At 54.6% G+C, this 17437-nt stretch carries 18 protein-coding genes and 1 tRNA gene; 4 read left to right on the top strand and 15 right to left on the bottom strand.

The genetic code is table 11. The features are described from left to right. Window positions 1-7: 7 nt before the first annotated feature. Genes AS136_RS07890 through prmB form a run of 6 tightly spaced genes read right to left on the bottom strand, consistent with a single transcriptional unit; the run spans window position 8 to window position 4564 of the window. Window positions 8-289 (bottom strand): YfcL family protein, encoded by a 282-nt coding sequence (locus AS136_RS07890; RefSeq protein ID WP_008803913.1) that lies wholly within the window; start codon window positions 287-289, stop codon window positions 8-10. 31 nt (window positions 290-320) lie between these two features. Further along, complete coding sequence (locus tag AS136_RS07895) at window positions 321-869, bottom strand: elongation factor P hydroxylase (RefSeq protein ID WP_012540963.1); 549 nt, start codon at window positions 867-869, stop codon at window positions 321-323. Continuing rightward, a complete protein-coding gene (locus AS136_RS07900; protein ID WP_008803911.1) occupies window positions 869-1678 on the bottom strand; it encodes a sulfite exporter TauE/SafE family protein in 810 nt (269 codons plus the stop codon). Before AS136_RS07900 ends, AS136_RS07895 begins: the two co-directional genes overlap by 1 nt. Continuing rightward, complete coding sequence (gene mepA / locus AS136_RS07905; RefSeq protein ID WP_008803910.1) at window positions 1678-2502, bottom strand: penicillin-insensitive murein endopeptidase; 825 nt, start codon at window positions 2500-2502, stop codon at window positions 1678-1680. Before mepA ends, AS136_RS07900 begins: the two co-directional genes overlap by 1 nt. A gap of 2 nt (window positions 2503-2504) precedes the next feature. After that, window positions 2505-3590, bottom strand: coding sequence for a chorismate synthase (gene aroC, locus AS136_RS07910; protein WP_023323061.1), 1086 nt, complete (start codon window positions 3588-3590; stop codon window positions 2505-2507). Window positions 3591-3631: 41 nt separating this feature from the next. Further along, window positions 3632-4564, bottom strand: a complete 933-nt coding sequence (gene prmB / locus AS136_RS07915) for a 50S ribosomal protein L3 N(5)-glutamine methyltransferase (protein ID WP_002913346.1) — start codon at window positions 4562-4564, stop codon at window positions 3632-3634. 167 nt (window positions 4565-4731) lie between these two features. Here prmB and smrB point away from each other — a divergent pair, with 167 nt between their 5' ends. After that, the gene (smrB, locus tag AS136_RS07920; RefSeq protein WP_023323062.1) at window positions 4732-5283 is read left to right on the top strand and encodes an endonuclease SmrB; all 552 of its coding nucleotides are present in this window, start codon (window positions 4732-4734) and stop codon (window positions 5281-5283) included. Between the two features lie 18 nt (window positions 5284-5301). Here smrB and sixA read toward each other — a convergent pair whose 3' ends face one another. From sixA to AS136_RS07940, 4 genes are all read right to left on the bottom strand, one after another. Continuing rightward, window positions 5302-5787 carry a phosphohistidine phosphatase SixA gene (sixA, locus tag AS136_RS07925; protein ID WP_008803906.1) on the bottom strand — a complete coding sequence of 162 codons (486 nt, stop codon included), beginning with the start codon at window positions 5785-5787 and terminating at the stop codon, window positions 5302-5304. Window positions 5788-5996: 209 nt separating this feature from the next. Beyond that, window positions 5997-8141 carry a fatty acid oxidation complex subunit alpha FadJ gene (gene fadJ / locus AS136_RS07930; protein WP_063266738.1) on the bottom strand — a complete coding sequence of 715 codons (2145 nt, stop codon included), beginning with the start codon at window positions 8139-8141 and terminating at the stop codon, window positions 5997-5999. After that, on the bottom strand, window positions 8141-9451 hold the full coding sequence (gene fadI, locus AS136_RS07935; protein ID WP_016161604.1) for an acetyl-CoA C-acyltransferase FadI: 1311 nt from the start codon (window positions 9449-9451) through the stop codon (window positions 8141-8143). Before fadI ends, fadJ begins: the two co-directional genes overlap by 1 nt. A 157-nt stretch (window positions 9452-9608) precedes the next feature. Beyond that, entirely contained in the window at window positions 9609-9893 is a 285-nt protein-coding gene (locus AS136_RS07940; protein ID WP_023323064.1) for a YfcZ/YiiS family protein, read from the bottom strand. A gap of 373 nt (window positions 9894-10266) precedes the next feature. On the opposite strand from AS136_RS07940, the gene fadL reads away from it, so the two are divergent. Next, entirely contained in the window at window positions 10267-11589 is a 1323-nt protein-coding gene (gene fadL / locus AS136_RS07945) for a long-chain fatty acid transporter FadL (RefSeq protein WP_012967490.1), read from the top strand. Between the two features lie 61 nt (window positions 11590-11650). On the opposite strand, the gene mlaA is transcribed toward fadL, so the two are convergent. Next, window positions 11651-12412 (bottom strand): phospholipid-binding lipoprotein MlaA, encoded by a 762-nt coding sequence (mlaA, locus tag AS136_RS07950; RefSeq protein ID WP_008803901.1) that lies wholly within the window; start codon window positions 12410-12412, stop codon window positions 11651-11653. Between the two features lie 289 nt (window positions 12413-12701). On the opposite strand from mlaA, the gene AS136_RS07955 reads away from it, so the two are divergent. Further along, window positions 12702-13631, top strand: coding sequence for a formate/nitrite transporter family protein (locus AS136_RS07955; RefSeq protein ID WP_008803900.1), 930 nt, complete (start codon window positions 12702-12704; stop codon window positions 13629-13631). An 89-nt stretch (window positions 13632-13720) separates the two neighbouring features. After that, window positions 13721-13795: transfer RNA gene (locus tag AS136_RS07960), tRNA-Arg, on the top strand. Between the two features lie 232 nt (window positions 13796-14027). Here the strand turns inward: AS136_RS07960 and AS136_RS07965 are convergent. The 4 genes from AS136_RS07965 to tssJ all read right to left on the bottom strand — a co-directional run. Further along, window positions 14028-15251: a GIY-YIG nuclease family protein gene (locus tag AS136_RS07965; RefSeq protein WP_023323065.1), complete on the bottom strand. Its 1224-nt coding sequence runs from the start codon at window positions 15249-15251 to the stop codon at window positions 14028-14030. A gap of 71 nt (window positions 15252-15322) precedes the next feature. Next, window positions 15323-15727: a YdcA family protein gene (locus AS136_RS29330; RefSeq protein WP_071787635.1), complete on the bottom strand. Its 405-nt coding sequence runs from the start codon at window positions 15725-15727 to the stop codon at window positions 15323-15325. A 660-nt stretch (window positions 15728-16387) separates the two neighbouring features. Then, window positions 16388-16555 (bottom strand): hypothetical protein, encoded by a 168-nt coding sequence (locus AS136_RS28460; RefSeq protein ID WP_158512113.1) that lies wholly within the window; start codon window positions 16553-16555, stop codon window positions 16388-16390. 502 nt (window positions 16556-17057) lie between these two features. Next, window positions 17058-17437 (bottom strand): type VI secretion system lipoprotein TssJ (tssJ, locus tag AS136_RS07970; RefSeq protein ID WP_063266739.1); only part of this gene is annotated, 380 nt, incomplete at its 5' end.

The following is a 17437-nucleotide window of genomic DNA, read 5'->3' on the forward strand; positions in this document are numbered from 1 at the left end:
ATATGGCTCAGGCCTGATTTTTCGCCTGTTGATACAGGTTATGCCACATCCCCTGCACCAGAATTTGGTCCGGCGGCGACAGTTCGCCAGCGCTGATGGCCTTCTCCAGGCTCTGGCTGACCTTACTGTTTACCGCTTCAGCAGAATGCTCGCCCTCACCTTCCAGCTCAGCCACCGCCAGCGTCAGGTGGCCGCGCAGATAACCGCCGGCAAACAGTTCATCATCACTGGCGTGGTCTACCATGTTGTCAATCAGCGCCAGAATGCGTGATTCAAACTCCGCGATCATCATCTTACCTCTTGTCATGTAATGTGTGGCCTTAGTGCAGGTCTTCCGGCCACGGAAAGTGTTCCGCCGTCAATGTCGGCGTTTGATAATAATGTTGCAATGCGCGAATAAAACGCGCCGGACGTTCGGGGATCCCTTGTTCAAGCAAAGTCATCACCCGAGCATGGACCCGGCGCTGGAAGGCGATGCGATCGGGCTCAACGTCTCCTTCCAGATTGTCACAGCTGACGTTAAACGGAAATCCCGCCGCCACGCAGAACAGCCACTCATAGGCCTGCGGTTTCACCTCGACGTCCTCAAACTGGCTTTGAGTCATCGCATCGCGGCCATCCGGGCAGTACCAGTAGCCAAAATCGACTCGTTCGCGGCGCGCTTTGCCGGCGACACACCAGTGAGAAATCTCGTGCAGGGCGCTGGCAAAAAACCCGTGCGCAAACACGATACGGTGATAGGGCGTGTCGTCATCGGCCGGAAGGTAGATCGGCTCATCGTCGCCTTTTACCAGGCGAGTATTAAATTCTTCGGCAAAGCAGCTGTCGAAAAGGTCAATCAGCTGCTGATAATGGTGTTGCTGTTGCATTAATGAATTCCCAACCACTGCAAAATCTCAGCCCCGTGGCTGTCATAGAGAAGCTTCGCGCTCATCACCGCCGAGACGATAACGATCATCGGCCGGATCAGCGACTGTCCTTTACTCAGCACCAGCCGGGAGCCGGCGCGAGCGCCAATAAACTGGCCGGCCATCATCACAAAGCCGGTGGCCCAGATGACCTTCCCGCCGATGATAAACAGCAGCAGACCGCCGACGTTTGAGGTCGCGTTCAGCAGCTTGGCATGGGCCGTCGACTTCGCCAGGTTAAATCCGGCCAGGGTGACAAAAGCCAGTGCATAAAACGAACCGGCGCCGGGGCCAAAAAAGCCGTCGTAGAATCCTACGCTGCCGCCAGCAACCAGCGCAAACGGCAGACCGTACAGCCGACGCTGCCGGTCCGCTTCACCCAGTTTCGGCATCAGCAGAAAATAGAGACCGATGCCGATCACCAGCAACGGCAGGATCTGCTTAAGAATATCGGACTGGACGTGCTGGACCAGCAGCGCACCAGCGGTTGAGCCAATAAAGGTCATCAGAATATTCAGCTTCTGATCGGCGAGGCTGACCACCTTACGGCGGACAAAATAGAGGGTCGCCGATAGCGACCCGCCGCAGGCCTGCAGCTTATTGGTCGCCAGCGCCTGCGCCGGCGGCATTCCGGCCGCCATCAGCGCAGGGACAGTCAATAAGCCCCCGCCTCCCGCCAGTGAGTCAATAAAACCGGCCAGGATGGCGACAAAGAAGAGTACCACCAGCACCAACGGCGATACGGCAAACAACTCGATAAAACTATCCATTACAGCACATGCTCATCCAGTAGCGCCTGGCAGGAAGGCGGCAGCGGCGGCGGCGTCTTCTTCACAGGGGGGGTAGACCCGGGTTTAGGTGGTTCGAACCAGCTCTGCAGCTCCGCTCCGCAGCCATCGCCGGGCGGCGGTGGCGCCTGATCCTCGCACTCCAGACTTCCCGCCGGGCAACGCAGTCGGACGTGCATATGAGCGCGATGCTGGAACCAGGGACGGACTTTACGCAGCCACTGGCGGTCGCTGCCCGCGTCCAGGCACAGTTGCTGTTTAATCGCCGGGTTGACGAAAATACGGGTGACCTCGCTATCTTCCGCCGCCAGCTTGATCAGTTGGCTGATTTGCGGGCTCCACAGCGACGGCACCACGTGCTTGCCGTCGCTGGCGACCAGATCCAGCGCCTGCGGCTTCAACAACTGAGACGATGTCCAGCGCGTTTGCGGCAGCTGGAGGAAAATATCGACATCCAGGCCCGTCTGGTGACTGGCGTGACCGCCGTTAAAGCGCCCGCCCGCCGGCATCCCCATGTCGCCAATCAGCACGGTTCCCATTCCTTTATTGTGCACCTGATTACTCAGGCGCTGAATAAACTGAACCAGATCCGGATGACCGAAGTAGCGACGCTGATCGGTACGCATCACCTGATAGCCGGTGGCGCTCAGAGGGAGCGCCTCGGCGCCCACGATACAGCCATTGGAAAATGCGCCGATTGACTGGGCACTGCCGCCGATCGGCTGGGATATTTTCTGCCACGGCGTCGCGGCCAGGCTACCGGCGCTGGCCAGCAGCGCGAGCAGTGCGATAACGGTGTTTTTCATGGTTACCAGCGTGGAATTGTCGTCGTCACATCGCCATTCTGCGCGCGCTGACGCATAAAGTGATCCATCAGGACGATCGCCAGCATCGCCTCAGCGATCGGTACGGCGCGAATGCCGACGCACGGATCGTGACGCCCTTTGGTGATCATCTCCACTTCTTCGCCAAAGCGGTTAATCGTATGACCGGGAACGGTAATACTGGAGGTCGGTTTCAGCGCAATATGGGCAACGATCTGCTGTCCACTGCTGATACCGCCAAGAATGCCGCCGGCGTGGTTGCTCTGGAATCCGTCTTTGGTGATTTCATCGCGGTTTTCGCTGCCGCGCAGTTTCACCACTTCAAAGCCGTCGCCAATTTCCACCCCTTTCACGGCGTTGATGCTCATCAGCGCGTGGGCGATATCGGCATCCAGGCGGTCGAAGACCGGCTCGCCGAGGCCCGGCGGTACGCCGTCAGCCACCACCGTCACTTTCGCGCCAATGGAGTCACCCTCTTTTTTCAGGCCGCGCATCAGTTCATCCAGAGCGTCGATTTTATCCGGGTCCGGGCAGAAGAACGGGTTTTGCTCGACCTGATCCCAGTCTTTGATGGCCAGCGGAATATCGCCCATCTGCGTCAGGCAGCCGCGAATGACGATGCCGAACTTCGCGGCAAGGTATTTTTTGGCAATCGCCCCGGCCGCTACGCGCATCGCGGTTTCGCGCGCAGAAGAACGACCGCCGCCGCGATAGTCGCGCAGACCATACTTTTGCTCGTAGGTGTAATCGGCGTGGCCCGGACGGAACAGATCTTTGATCGCGCCGTAATCCTGCGAACGCTGATCGGTGTTCTCAATCAGCAGGCCGATACTGGTCCCGGTAGTAACGCCTTCGAAGACGCCGGAAAGAATTTTGACCTGATCCGGCTCGCGACGCTGCGTGGTGTAACGCGAGGTGCCCGGGCGACGACGATCGAGGTCGTGCTGCAGGTCGGCTTCGGTCAGCGGGATGCCCGGCGGCACGCCGTCGACGATGCAGCCCAGCGCCAGGCCGTGCGATTCGCCGAAGGTAGTGACGCGAAAGAGTTGTCCAATTGTATTTCCTGCCATCACGGCTCCAATCTTTTTCGTTATGTTGGCGTGTTGTTTTTTTAGTCTTTATAAATACCGAAGTGCGCGCGGGCGTCAATCAGCTGCTGTTTGGTCAGCATGAAGACACCGTCGCCGCCGTTATCAAACTCAAGCCAGGTAAACGGCACGTCCGGATATTGCTCCATCAGATGTACCATGCTGTTACCGACTTCACAAATCAGAATCCCGTCATCGCTGAGATAATCCGGCGCGTTGCCGAGGATGCGGCGCGTCAGCTTCAGGCCGTCGCTACCGGAGGCCAGACCCAGCACCGGCTCATGCTCATACTCTTCCGGCAGATCGGCCATGTCCTCTTCATCGACATACGGCGGATTGGTGACGATCAGATCGTACTGCAGCTTCGGCAGATCGCGGAACAGGTCGGAGCGGATCGGCGTCACGTGATGGATCAAGCCATGGGACTCCACGTTGTGCTCGGCGACGGCCAGCGCGTCCGGGGAAATATCCACGGCGTCGACTTCGGCTTCCGGGAAAGCATAGGCGCAGGCGATGGCGATGCAGCCGCTGCCGGTGCACATATCAAGGATATGCTGCGGCTTATGGTTAATCAGCCCGGCAAACTGGTTGTTGATCAGTTCGCCAATCGGGGAGCGCGGCACCAGCACCCGCTCATCGACGTAAAACTCATGCCCGCAGAACCACGCTTTGTTGGTCAGATAGGCGACGGGAATGCGCTCGTTCACGCGGCGGATCACCCGCTCAACGATGCGGTGTTTCTCGCTGGAGGTCAGACGCGCAGTCCGCATATCTTCCGGGATATCCAGCGGTAGGTAGAGCGACGGCAGCACCAGCTGTACTGCCTCGTCCCACGGGTTATCAGTCCCGTGACCGTACCAGATATTAGCAGCACTGAAACGGCTTACCGCCCAGCGCAGCATGTCCTGAATGGTATGCAGCTCATTGACTGCCTCATCAACAAAAATTTTATCCACGACAACCTCCAGGGCACACTCTGCTATAAATTCGGCGGCTAGTGTGCCATGAAGACGGCGATAAATCAGCATTCTTGCGTGGGGTGACCGGGGAAAAAACAGGTTTTCCTTGCCCGAAGGGATATTGAGTCGGGTAAACTAGCGCAAAGTATTAATGAGAGTGGACAATGAAAAAGAAGACATCGCTAAGCGAGGAGGATCAGGCGCTGTTCCGTCAGTTAATGACCGGCACGCGGAAGATCAAGCAGGACACCATCGTTCACCGTCCGCAGCGCAAGAAAGTCACTGAGGTTGCTCCGAAGCGTTTGCTGCAGGAACAGGCCGATAACAGCCACTATTTCTCTGATGAGTTTCAGCCGCTACTGAATACTGAAGGCTCGACGAAATATGTCCGCGCCGACGTCAGCCATTTTGAGCTGAAAAAGCTGCGCCGTGGGGATTATTCGCCGGAACTGTTTCTCGATCTGCATGGGCTCACCCAGCAGCAGGCCAAACAGGAACTGGGCGCGCTGATTGCCGCCTGCCGCCGCGAACATGTGTTTTGCGCCTGTGTGATGCACGGGCACGGCAAACATATTCTCAAACAGCAAACCCCGCTGTGGCTGGCGCAACACCCGCATATTATGGCGTTTCACCAGGCACCAAAAGAGTACGGCGGTGACGCCGCACTGCTGATACTGATTGAGGTAGAGGAGTGGCAACCGCCGGAGCTGCCTTAACGGCGGGCTCCGGGGCCGTCAGATGGCGTTGGCCATCTTGAGATTGCAGGGGCTTTTCTGCCAGAGGTATTCACCCTTGCCGTCGGCGTCCAGCGTCACGCAGGCGATAGCCGAGGTGGTGAACATCGGAGGCGTTTCCCCCGGACACAGCTCTGAGACCAGGTACCCCACCAGCGGCAGGTGGGAGACGACCAGCGCCGTCGCCACGCCTTCATTCGCCAGCGCCTGCAGATAGGCGCTAACCAGGCCTACGTCGCCGCACGGCGTGAGTTCCGGCATCACGTCGACATGTTTCGGCAGGTTCATGCACTCCCCAACAATATCCAGCGTCTGTTCTGCACGCAGATAGGGACTGACAAGAACGCGCTCAATATCCACTTTTTGACCTTTCAGCCAGGTTGCCATCTGACGAGACTCATCACAACCGCATACGGTTAATGGACGAACTGAGTCGCTGGCTGCATCGAGGGCAGCGTCGCCGTGACGCATAATAAAAACTTGCATATTGCACCGCTTTTGTTAACCAGAAGCACCGTAGTTTGGCCTGCGAAGACAATACGCAGGTGACCCGGTGGCCGGGCATTGTGCCTGATCCATTCAACGAATGAAACGCTGTTTTTTACCTCAATGGCGTAAGTATAGTCAATCATTGTTTACAAAATAGCCAATCAACAGCGTCATCCGCAGCCGGATTTATCTTCTTTGACCACAACTTAGGTCAGCCGTTCATCCGCTGGCCAAAAGGTTGTCCCCTGTTCGGCCATGCGTAATAAAGTGTCACAGGGTGTAAAACGTGGGCCGTACTGGGCGGCCAGGCGCTGCAGGATCGCGGCAACTTCACCCGCGCCGATAGTATCCATATACCGGAACGGGCCGCCAAGAAATGGCGGAAACCCTATACCAAAGACGGCGCCGATATCGCCATCGCGCGCGCTACGGATAATCTGCTCATCAAAGCAGCGCGCCGCCTCGTTAAGCATCATCATCACACAGCGTTCCGCCACCTGCTGCGCGGAGAGCCGCGACTGGGGGCGGTCGATGCCGAGCAGCGGATAGACTGCCGGGTCGGGCCGTTTTTTGCTTTTACGCCCTTTTGTCTCATAAAGATAGAAACCATGATTATTTTTTCTACCTTTGCGATCGTCCTTCAAAATCGCGTCAATGATGTTTGCAGGTGGGCTAAAACGTTCTCCAAACGCGCTCTCCAGCACGGGGATAATTTTGGTGCCGGTATCGATGCCAACCTCATCCAGTAGCTGGATTGGCCCTACCGGGAAACCGAATTTAACCAGGGCCTTATCAATCTCTTCAACCGGTTCGCCCTCCACCAGCAGGCGCATCGCTTCATTGATATAGGGCGCGAGGATGCGGTTCACATAGAAGCCCGCTTTATCCGCCACCACAATCGGCGTTTTCCCCTGACGTTTAGCCAGTTGCACCACGGTGGCGATAGCCTGCGGATCGGTTCCCTTATGCGGGATCACTTCAACCAGCGGCATTTTTTCCACCGGACTGAAGAAATGCAGGCCGATCACCCGCCCGGGGCGACGGGCCTGGGCGGCAATATCGCCTATCGGTAACGATGAGGTGTTCGACGCAAAGATGGTCTGCGGCCCGCAATATTGCTCCACTTCGCTGACCATCCGCTGCTTCAGGGCCAGGTCCTCAAATACCGCCTCGATCACCACGTCGCGATGAGCAAAGCCCTGATAGTCGGTGGCGCCGGAGATCAGCATCATCTGGCGATCGCGCTCGCTGGGGCGCAGACGACGCTGGCGGACCTGTTTATTCTGTAGATCCCAGCTGTACTTTAAGGCATGGTTAATCCCGCGCGGCTGGATATCTTTAATGCGCACCGGCAGCCCGCCCTTACAGGCGGTCACATAGGCGATCCCCCCGCCCATCAGGCCGCCGCCCAGCACCGCAATGCTTGTCAGCGGTCCGGGCTCGGCTTCGGCGCCACGGTCTTTTTTCAGATCGGTACTGGCAAAGAAGATCGATCGCAGCGCTTGCGACTGCGGGGTCATCGCCAGTTCGCCAAACGCGCGAGCTTCTTCGGCGTAACCGCTGCTGCAACCGTGGGCCAGGCCATTCTCGACAACCTGCAGAATTCGCTTCACCGCCGGATAGTTCCCCTGGGTCTTGCGCTGCGTTTGTTTGCCGACGAAATGGAATAACAGATGGCGGCCCAAAGGCCCCGCCAGCACGCGTTCGCGTACGGGCATATCCCGACTGGCCGGTCGCCCCTTCAGCGCCAGCTCCACCGCCGCCTGCAATAAAATCGCCTGCGGAACCACCTCGTCTACCAGACCGGCCTTCAGCGCCTGGCGCGCACGCAGCTGCCTGCCGGTAAGCATCATATCCAGCGCTGTACTGACGCCAATCAGCCGCGGTAAACGCTGCGTTCCCCCGGAGCCCGGCAGCAGGCCAAGCTGCACTTCCGGCAAACCTAGACGGGTTTTTTCGTCATCGCTACAGATACGGCCATGGCAGGCCAGCGCCAGTTCCAGACCGCCGCCAAGGCAGGCGCCGTGGATGGCGGCAATCACCGGGATCGACAAGCCATGGATCTCAGCCATAATCTGCTGTCCCTGGCGCGCCAGCGCTTCCGCTTCCTGCGCGCTGCGGCAGCGGGCAATCATGTTAATGTCTGCGCCGGCGATAAAGTTATCCGCTTTGGCGGAGATAAACACCACGCCGCGCACCGACTTATCATCACGAACCCGACGTATCAGCCCCCGCACCTGATTGCCGAACTCAGCTTTCAGGGTATTCATTTTCTCACCCGGGGCATCGATGGTGATCACCGCGATCTTGTCCGCACGGACCTCAAGCTTAAAAGCGGAAACAGCATCCATTATTCAGCCTCCACGATCATCGCCGCACCCAGACCACCTGCCGCGCAGGCCGTCACCAGACCGAATCCCCCGCCCCGTCGCCGTAGCTCATGCAGCGTCTGGGTGATCATCCGCGCGCCGGTGGCAGCAAAAGGATGGCCATAAGCAATAGATCCGCCGAGGACGTTAAACTTGCTCTCATCCACCTCACCGGTGGCCTGCGAGCGTCCCAGCACTTCACGGGCAAAGCGCTCGCTTGCCAGACACTGGAGATTGGCCAGCGTCTGCGCAGCAAAAGCTTCGTGCATATCAATAAGCGTCAGATCCGCCAGCGTCAGACCTGCCCGCTCCAGCGCCAGCGGCGTGGACCATGCGGGACCCAGCAGCATATCCTGCCAGACGTCGATGGCGGTAAAGGCATAGCTGCGCAGATAACCCAGCGGCGTCAGACCCAGCTCTTTGGCCCTGGACTCGGTCATCAGGATCACCGCCGCCGCGCCGTCCGTCAGCGGCGTGCTGTTGGCTGCGGTGACGGTGCCATGTTTGCGGTCAAAGGCAGGGCGTAACTTTTGGTAATCTGCGAGGGTTGAATTTTTACGAATATTGTTGTCCTGCTCCAGCGGCTCGCGGAAAGGGGGCGCGTAGGCCGTCATCACCTCAGCTGACAACTTTCCCTCTTCCCAGGCTTTGGCCGCCAGCTGGTGCGAACGATGCGCCAGCGCATCCTGTTGTTCCCGGGTGATGCCCCAACTTTTCGCCATCTGTTCCGCGGTATCGCCCATCCGCAAACCGGTTGAATATTCCGCCACCGCGGGGGGGACCGGCAGCAGGTCGCGCGGCCGCAGACGGGAAAACAGCTTCAGCTTTTGGCTCAGCGTGCGGGCTTTATTGGCATCCACCAGCGTGCGGGCCAGTGTTTTACTGACCCCAATGGGCAATACAGAAGAGGAGTCGGCGCCGCCGGCGATACCGGCGCGGATGCTGCCGGCCATCAGGCTTTCAGCAACATTCGCCACGGCCTGGAAGCTGGTGGCGCAGGCGCGACTGACGCTATAGGCATCGGTGTGCACGCTCATTCCAGTGCCGAGCACGATTTCCCGGGCGATATTCGGCGCCTCCGGCATCTGCACCACCTGGCCAAAAACCAGTTGCTCAATGACGTCCGCGGGAATGTCACTCCGGGCGAGCATTTCGCCAACCACCATTTTCCCTAAATCAACGGCCGGAACGCCATGAAAAACCGTCGCCTGGCGCGCAAATGGCGTGCGTAAACCCCTGACAATGGCAATGCGATCGCCCTGACGGGTGATAAGCGGTAATGCCTGACTCATAACGCTCCCCTGTTAAGCAAAACAACCAAGTGGTCTGACCTGATAACAGTCTTAACTAATTTTTTACATTAAGCCAATCGGGGAAGCGAAAAATTGCGAGCCAAAACACATTGAACAGAAAGGTAACGCCCCTTCTACGGGGCGTTAAACGAAGGGATTAACGTAATCCTAACTGGAAGATCAGCGATTCGGCTTCGCAGCTAAAAATAAAATCGATATCCAGCTGTACGCCGCCGTCAACGTCGGTGAAGGCCGGGTTGATTTTGCACGGTTCAGATTGCACATTACGCGCTTTCTCGCTCAGCGCAGCGAGCGTTTGCTCCGCTTCAGCGCGGTTGGCGAACACGCGGCTGTATGAGGCGGTGCAGTCGGTGTTGTCCACAATGGTGCCAACATCCATACAGCAGCATACCGGGGTTTCATCAGCGCTACATTTACTCATCGTAGATTTCCTCTGTATAGGCACCTTCGGTGCCAGACAAATAATGTGCCTATTTTACGCCCTGCCCCCGGTGAGCCTCCAGCCGAGAATCGCCATCACCGCGTTAAGTGACAGAAATCACACTTAAAAATGATCTAAAACAAAAATCAGCTTTTCTGCCTCTTACTCCCCCCGACAATTTTGCCAGCTGGATCGCGTTTCTGTTATCACAATTGAAAAACTTCATAAACAAACTTGCAACAACTCATCTGGTCAGACCTATACTCAGCGCACTGGTCTGATTTCTCTGTTGTACCACAGACCCTACACTTCCGCGCTTCTGTTACGGCATGTAACATAGTTTAAAAAAAAATAACTCAATGAGGTTATGGGCATGAGCCAGAAAACCCGCTTTACCCAATCTGCCCTTGCAGTGGCTGTAGCACTTGTTTCCACCCAGGCCTGGTCAGCAGGCTTCCAGCTCAACGAATTCTCTTCATCAGGGCTGGGTCGGGCCTATTCCGGTGAAGGGGCTATCGCAGACGATGCAGGCAATGCCAGTCGTAACCCGGCATTAATTATGATGTTTGACCGTCCAACTATGTCGGCGGGCGCCGTTTTTGTTGACCCGGGTGTCAATGTCTCCGGCACCTCTCCCACCGGCAAGAGCCTGAATGCGGACAATATCGCCCCGACGGCGTGGGTTCCCAACTTCCACTTTGTCGCGCCGATTAACGATCAATTCGGTTGGGGGGCATCCATTACCTCTAACTACGGCCTGGCAACGGAATACAACGATGACTATGCGGCTGGCAGCATGGGCGGTAAAACCGACCTGACCACCGCGAACTTCAACCTGAGCGGCGCCTACCGTCTCGACAGCAACTGGAGCTTTGGCTTAGGTTTTGACGCGGTCTACGCCAAGGCGAAGATCGAGCGCTATGCGGGTGACCTGGGTCAGATTGTCGCTGGTTCTGGCGCACTGCCGCCGGCGCTGGCAGGCCAGGTGGCGAAGATCCCTGCCGACACGCAGATCGCCCATCTTAACGGCAACGCCTGGGGCTTTGGCTGGAATGCCGGTATCCTCTATGAGCTGGATAAGAACAACCGCTACGGTTTTACCTACCGTTCCGAGGTGAAGATCGACTTCGACGGTAACTACCGCAGCAGCCTGCCGGCGGCCTATAACCAAATCCTCGGCAACTTCGGTCTGCCAGCGGGCACTAACGGCCAGACCACTGGCGGTTCTCTGACCCTTAACCTGCCGGAAATGTGGGAGCTGTCTGGCTATAACCGCGTGGCGCCGCAGTGGGCGGTCCACTATAGCCTGACCTACACCAGCTGGAGTCAGTTCCAGGAGCTGAAAGCCACCGGCAGCAACGGCCAGACGCTGTTCTATAAAGAGGAAGGCTTTAAGGACGCCTACCGTCTTGCGCTGGGGACCACGTATTATTACGACGATAACTGGACCTTCCGCACCGGTATCGCTTTCGATGACAGCCCGGTGCCGGCCAACAACCGCTCCATCTCCATTCCTGACCAGGATCGCCTGTGGCTGAGCGCGGGTACCACTTACGCGTTCAACAAGGATGCGTCGGTTGACGTCGGTCTTTCCTATATGCACGGCCAGCACGTTGAAATTAAGGAAGGACCGTATACCTTCCGTTCCGAAGGGACCGCCTGGCTGTACGGCGCCAACTTCAACTACCGCTTCTGATAAGCCGCACGCAACAAAAAAGGGTGAACAACATGTTCACCCTTTTTTTATCATTCGCAGATTACTGTGAATCAATATCCTTCAGCTCATCCTGAATAGCCTGGGCATTCGGGTTGTCCGCCGGGGTCAGCTTACCGCCGTTGGCGATAAAGTCATGGCGCTGGAAATAAGCTTCACGCACCAAAATGTAAGGATCGGAAGACTGACGGAGCAGGCCGTCGGAATCCAGCAGTTGAGCACGCGTTTCAATCCCTTCGACAGCCCATTTACCAATCGACATCGGCCAGGTCAACCAGGAGAGTACCGGGTAGAGGCCATCGGCCATATCACCGCCTTCATCGCGCAGCGTAAAGCTACCGTAGAATGGCAGTTGCACATATGGACCATAGCCGACGCCATAATGGCCGAGCGTGCTGCCGAAACGATGCGGTTCAACGCGCTGCAGCTGCGGATTCGCCATGCCCGCGACATCGATCAGACCGCCCATCCCGAGGATGGTGTTCAGGAAGAAACGGGTAAAGTGCACCATACCTTTATAGGGGTCGCCCTGCAGGAAGGAGTTCACCATTACCGCCGGCTCTTCAAGGTTGCTGGTGAAGTTGCTCAAACCATTGCGCGCCGGCTGCGGGACGTAGTCACGCCATGCCACCGCCACCGGGCGAAGCACGTAAGGATCAACCACGTTAAAGTTGAAATTGAACATCGTGCGGTTAAACCCTTCTAACGGGTCTGAACGCCCCTGCGGCTGATCGCCAGAGCTGGAACTGGCACATCCCACCAGCAATGTGGCGCCAAGCGCAAGCGCCGACAGGCGATAATTCATAGGTGTCTCCCTGGTTTTTATGGCTATCGCGAGTTGCCATCCATGACGGAAAGACAACGTTTCCGCCCGTATAGATGTGAGCGATTGTAACAGCACGTTGAACGATGTCTATATCACCCAAGTTGTTGATTTGATCATAGCCTGGGAATAACGAGATCGCGGGACTCCTATTCTACCGGAGCAACAAAAATCTGACGTTACCATTTTTGCGATTTCAGAGTATGCCCAGCCAGACGGCAGGGAAAGCCGCTACGCTATATCTATATAGATTGATAGCGAGGGCCACGAAATGGATGAACTAGACAATAACAAATTAAAACCAGCGGATGACGAGCGAGAAGTCGAAAGTGAAGAAAAACAGCGCGGAGAGGAAATAGAAGTGGATGAAGATCGCCTGCCCTCGCGGGCGATGGCCATCCATGAACATATTCGCCAGGAAGGGGAAAAAGAGATGGAACGCGATGCGCTGGCCTTGCTGTGGTCAGCCATTGCGGCCGGTCTGTCGATGGGCGCCTCCCTGCTGGCAAAAGGGATTTTTCACGTCAAACTGGAGGGGATCCCGGGCGGGTTTTTACTGGAAAATCTCGGGTATACCTTCGGCTTTATTATCGTGATCATGGCCCGCCAGCAGCTGTTCACGGAAAATACGGTTACCGCCGTTCTGCCGGTGATGCACAATCCCACCCCAGGTAACATCGGTTTGCTGATGCGGTTGTGGTCGGTGGTGCTGGCTGGCAACCTCATCGGTACCGCAGTGGCCGCATGGGCCTTCAATTTTATGCCCGTCTTTGATGAACCAACTCGTCAGGCCTTTGTCAGCATCGCCGAAGATGTAATGAAAAACAGCCCGACGGAGATGTTCGCTAATGCGATTATTTCCGGATGGCTGGTCGCCACCATGGTCTGGATGTTTCCTGTCGCCGGTGCGGCCAAGATCGTGGTGATTATTCTCATGACCTGGCTTATCGCCCTGGCGGATACGACTCATATCGTGGTGGGATCGGTCGAGATCCTTTATCTGGTGTTTAACGGAAGCCTGCCCTGGAGCGACTTTATCTGGCCGTTCGCCCTGCCGACGCTGGCGGGAAATATCTGCGGCGGGACCTTCATCTTCGCGCTGCTGAGCCATGCGCAGATCCGTAACGATATGAGCAGCAAGCGAAAAGCGGAAGCCCGCGCCCAGGCCGCGGAGAAAGCCAAAAACGCCGACCGGGCATAAAAAAAGCGCCGTGAGTGGCGAGGGTTTAAGCAGTCAGACGGTATGGCTCTTACTCAGGCGGGCAAAAAACGCTATACTCGCACCGCCTTGTCCCCTTAGTTAAATGGATATAACGAGCCCCTCCTAAGGGCTAGTTGCAGGTTCGATTCCTGCAGGGGACACCATGCCCAGCCGCAATAATCTTCTCTCTCGATCGACATCCGTTGCGTTACATCGCCATTACCTGCAATCTACAATCGTCCTTCCGCCTCGCCCTTTTTCCGCTCTTATCTGGTTAAGACAGCGGTGTTTTCATGGGGTTCATTTTGCTTCCCACGCCAAGTCGGTCGCTACGGGAAATGATATCATCACTGCCAAAAGCGCTTTCACACACGTGTAACTATCCAGCCTCCTATTTTATGCAGCTTCGCTTTCTGCATATTCAAGACTCTGCAGATATTGCAATGCTATCGGGTCGGCAACATATTCAACCTGACCATGATGGCGCTCAACTTCATCAATAATCCGACTAAGCTCAACCCGAAAAAACTCCTTGCGCAGATTAACTTTATTAATGCGATAATTTTCCAAGCGATCGTGCAGCGTTCTTTCCAGTGCGGGGGCATCGTCGCAGGAAATCATGGCATGGACGTCAAAATCAAAAGGTACCGCCGCTCCACTTAGCTCTTTCACTCGCTCCATAGGTTCCAGCCGTCGGGTCATACCAATTTTGAAGACATTTTCACCGAAGGAGCCGATATTCGAAATCACATACACATGTCCCTGTCTGGTGAGCTGGGCCATGGATTTGGCGCGTTCATACTGCTGATGTACTTCCTGGATTTTCTGCTCCAGCTCCAGACGCTGTCTTTCCAGCTCTTCCCGGTGTGTGCCTTCAGCGGCGAGAAGGGCTTCCTCCAATAAACGCTGCTGCTCAGCAAGGCGTTGCTCCTCTTCTTCCGCTTCGCGCTGCTGCTGCTCCAGTTCATCCTGACGCTGTTTTTCTTCCCGCATCTGACGCTTAAGCTCAGCCTGATACTCTTTTTCTTCCTGCGCTTTTTCCAGCAGGGCGACCTTATCCAGAAACTGCTGCTTTACACCTTCCCAGTCGGCGTTATCTTCAAGTTCCAGAAAGGTGATTTTCTCGCTAATGGCCGCGTAAGCGTCTCTCTCCTTCCTGAGCTGGTCGTATTTGCTTTGCCAGTTATTTACCGTGGTGCCGGAAAGTAGTGTTTTGACTTTGAATTTATACGCGGAGTCCACAATACGCTGCAATGCCCTGGAGGCTTTATTTCTGGCATTGCGAAATTCATCCCACTGACCGGCAAGCTGTTGCTTTTCCTGATACAGCTTGCAAGCCACTTCGGTACTGACGACTTCGTCAAAGGCTTTCTCTTTTTTTGCCAGGTCTGCGGCTTTTTTTCTAAAGCCGCGATAAATAATAATCCGTATTATCAGTGCAATGGCTAGCAGTAACCCAAAGAACAAACCAATAACGCCTGCCGGATTCGATACGGATTCAATGAATCGCTCATTAAGATTGATTAATGCATTTACCGCAACATAAACTCCCCAGACCATCACGCCTATAATGACCAAAATGAGAATTGCAACATTATCATCCTTTTTTCTTCGTGCCATATTTACTTCCTGTTTTATTTTAATCTTGATGAATTACGCGGAATAACAGAAAAATGATGCTCCGCTCCCTGTTAATACTGATTTCCGGAACAAATCGGTAAATGGGTAAAGCCGGGCTTACTGGCCATATAAAGAGGTGCACAGGTGGGCTGGCGGGCTGGTGTTTCGACCGGCTCATCGCTTTCAATAACGCGTTGTGGCTCTTGCTTTTTCGCTGTTGTCGCCTTTTTGATTCGTGTTTTATGGGAGGGGGTGGAAGGTTTAACCCGCTCGCGAGTTACAGAATCACCATATCCAGCGCAAAATCGCTTTGATTGACTCAGGCTTCCGTCATTACAGACAAAGACAAACCGGCCATCGGATGTACAATGCGCTATCCCGCCTTTTGAACCGGAGCAGGGCTTTCTTCCACGAGCAGCGTCAGCCTGAGTGGTCAACAAAATGCCTGAAAGCAAGAGAAGAATTAATTTTTTCATTTCCATATCCGTGTTGTATTTCGTTATTTGGGGTTCTGTTCCCTGTCAGTTATTAACTGATTCGCCAGAGAATACGCAATGATTAACTGACAGATAAATTATCACTTCTTCCGTTTTCAGCTTATTGGTGGCCGGTGTGCGCAGGACATGGCGGGTGTGGTTATTCCGGTTAACGTGGTCAGGATATCCATTACGCCGGAGAGTCGTGCAGTGCATACGCGATGTACGGCAGGTCAATATTACTGTTGCTGTACGCAACCACGACTTCTGTGGTGACCGCATAATGACGCACAAATACTGAGGCACCCATCGGTGTGGTGGCGTTCTGGTAGTTGTAATCCTGTGTGGTCACGGTGGCAATGTTGTGCCGGGTCCGTCCCCACGGACCGATTATGCCGCACTATCGAACAGACCCGATAGCTCACTGTTCGGAAGAAGCGCATCAAACCGATAGAGTAAAAAGTTTAGTCAATAACACTTAGATAACGCGTTTTAATACCTAATTCCCTAGCCAATCTTTCAGCATATCTGCTTAAGAAATAATTTCTTGATTTTTTTCACGCAAGGACAAATATATCCACGAAAAAATAGATTTGCAATATCCCACTAGTTTACGAACATAAAAATCATGTAGAGTACGAATCTAACAATGCGAATTGCTCAGCGTTTATTTTCATTCAAATCACTTCCCTTTATTATTATTCTTGATAACGAAATAAACTCACCCATTTCATTTTCCTCGATGTCATATATTTTAGTTCTGATCTTAAAATCAGCATCAACATTAACGGCACCATCATTTATAAATGGTGAAATATCTCTATCCAATAGAGCCCAGGTAAATTCAACATTTTTCCTTCAGGGATATAAACCATTCTTTTCTTTAAATCCCAACTGACAAGATTTGGCTTTAGTGGCATGTTTTTTTATTGTCGCGGTCAGTTAACTTGACACTAGGCCCTGTCTTTTCAATATACCCCAAAGATATATAGAAACCTTTAGAATAAATATTTCGAAGGCTCACAACGACAGGTATTTCACTCTGACGATTGTAGATACACTCTCTCTGACCGTTACAACTAACACTAATGGTAAAAAAATCATTCTCTGCTATTTTAGGTCTCTCTGCTATAGAGATAGCTGTATATAATAAAGTACATAAACTTAATAGTAGACTATATTGCATATAGTTCTCCCCTTTAAACCTCATTCATTAAAATATCATTTGCTTCAATAGCCATAAGCCATCCATGTGTTTTGGGATAATAGTATTCCCATATGCAGCCATAATCATTGAAACAGGACCACTAGGATCTTTTCACTAGGATCTTTACACTAGCTCAATCGTGAACGGTTTGTCCGGGTCAAGATCGTCACGGGTCAGTACCAGGCGCCCGCGGTTGTCCTGCTGATCGGGGCGGTTAAACAGCCCCACCACAGCCACGAACTGCGCCTCTTCATCCATGGGCATATTGAGCGTCACGCTACCACTGGGCATCACCAGCAGCTCCTTTGACGCCAGTACGTCGTCCTTAAGTACCGTATCGGCCCTGCGCAGCAACGTCTGGTAATCAGCGGCATCAACCGCTTTACGATCCCTGAGCTGATAAACCCGCACCATCGTTGCCAGCGGGATCTGTGCTCCATCGGTGTTAATGGCCGTGCGCGGGGTAAAATCCAGATGCAGCGTTTTAATTTTTTTGTAGAAGA

It is taken from the genome of Klebsiella sp. D5A, assembly GCF_001620885.1.
In the GTDB taxonomy this organism is placed as follows: Bacteria; Pseudomonadota; Gammaproteobacteria; order Enterobacterales; family Enterobacteriaceae; genus Klebsiella; species Klebsiella variicola.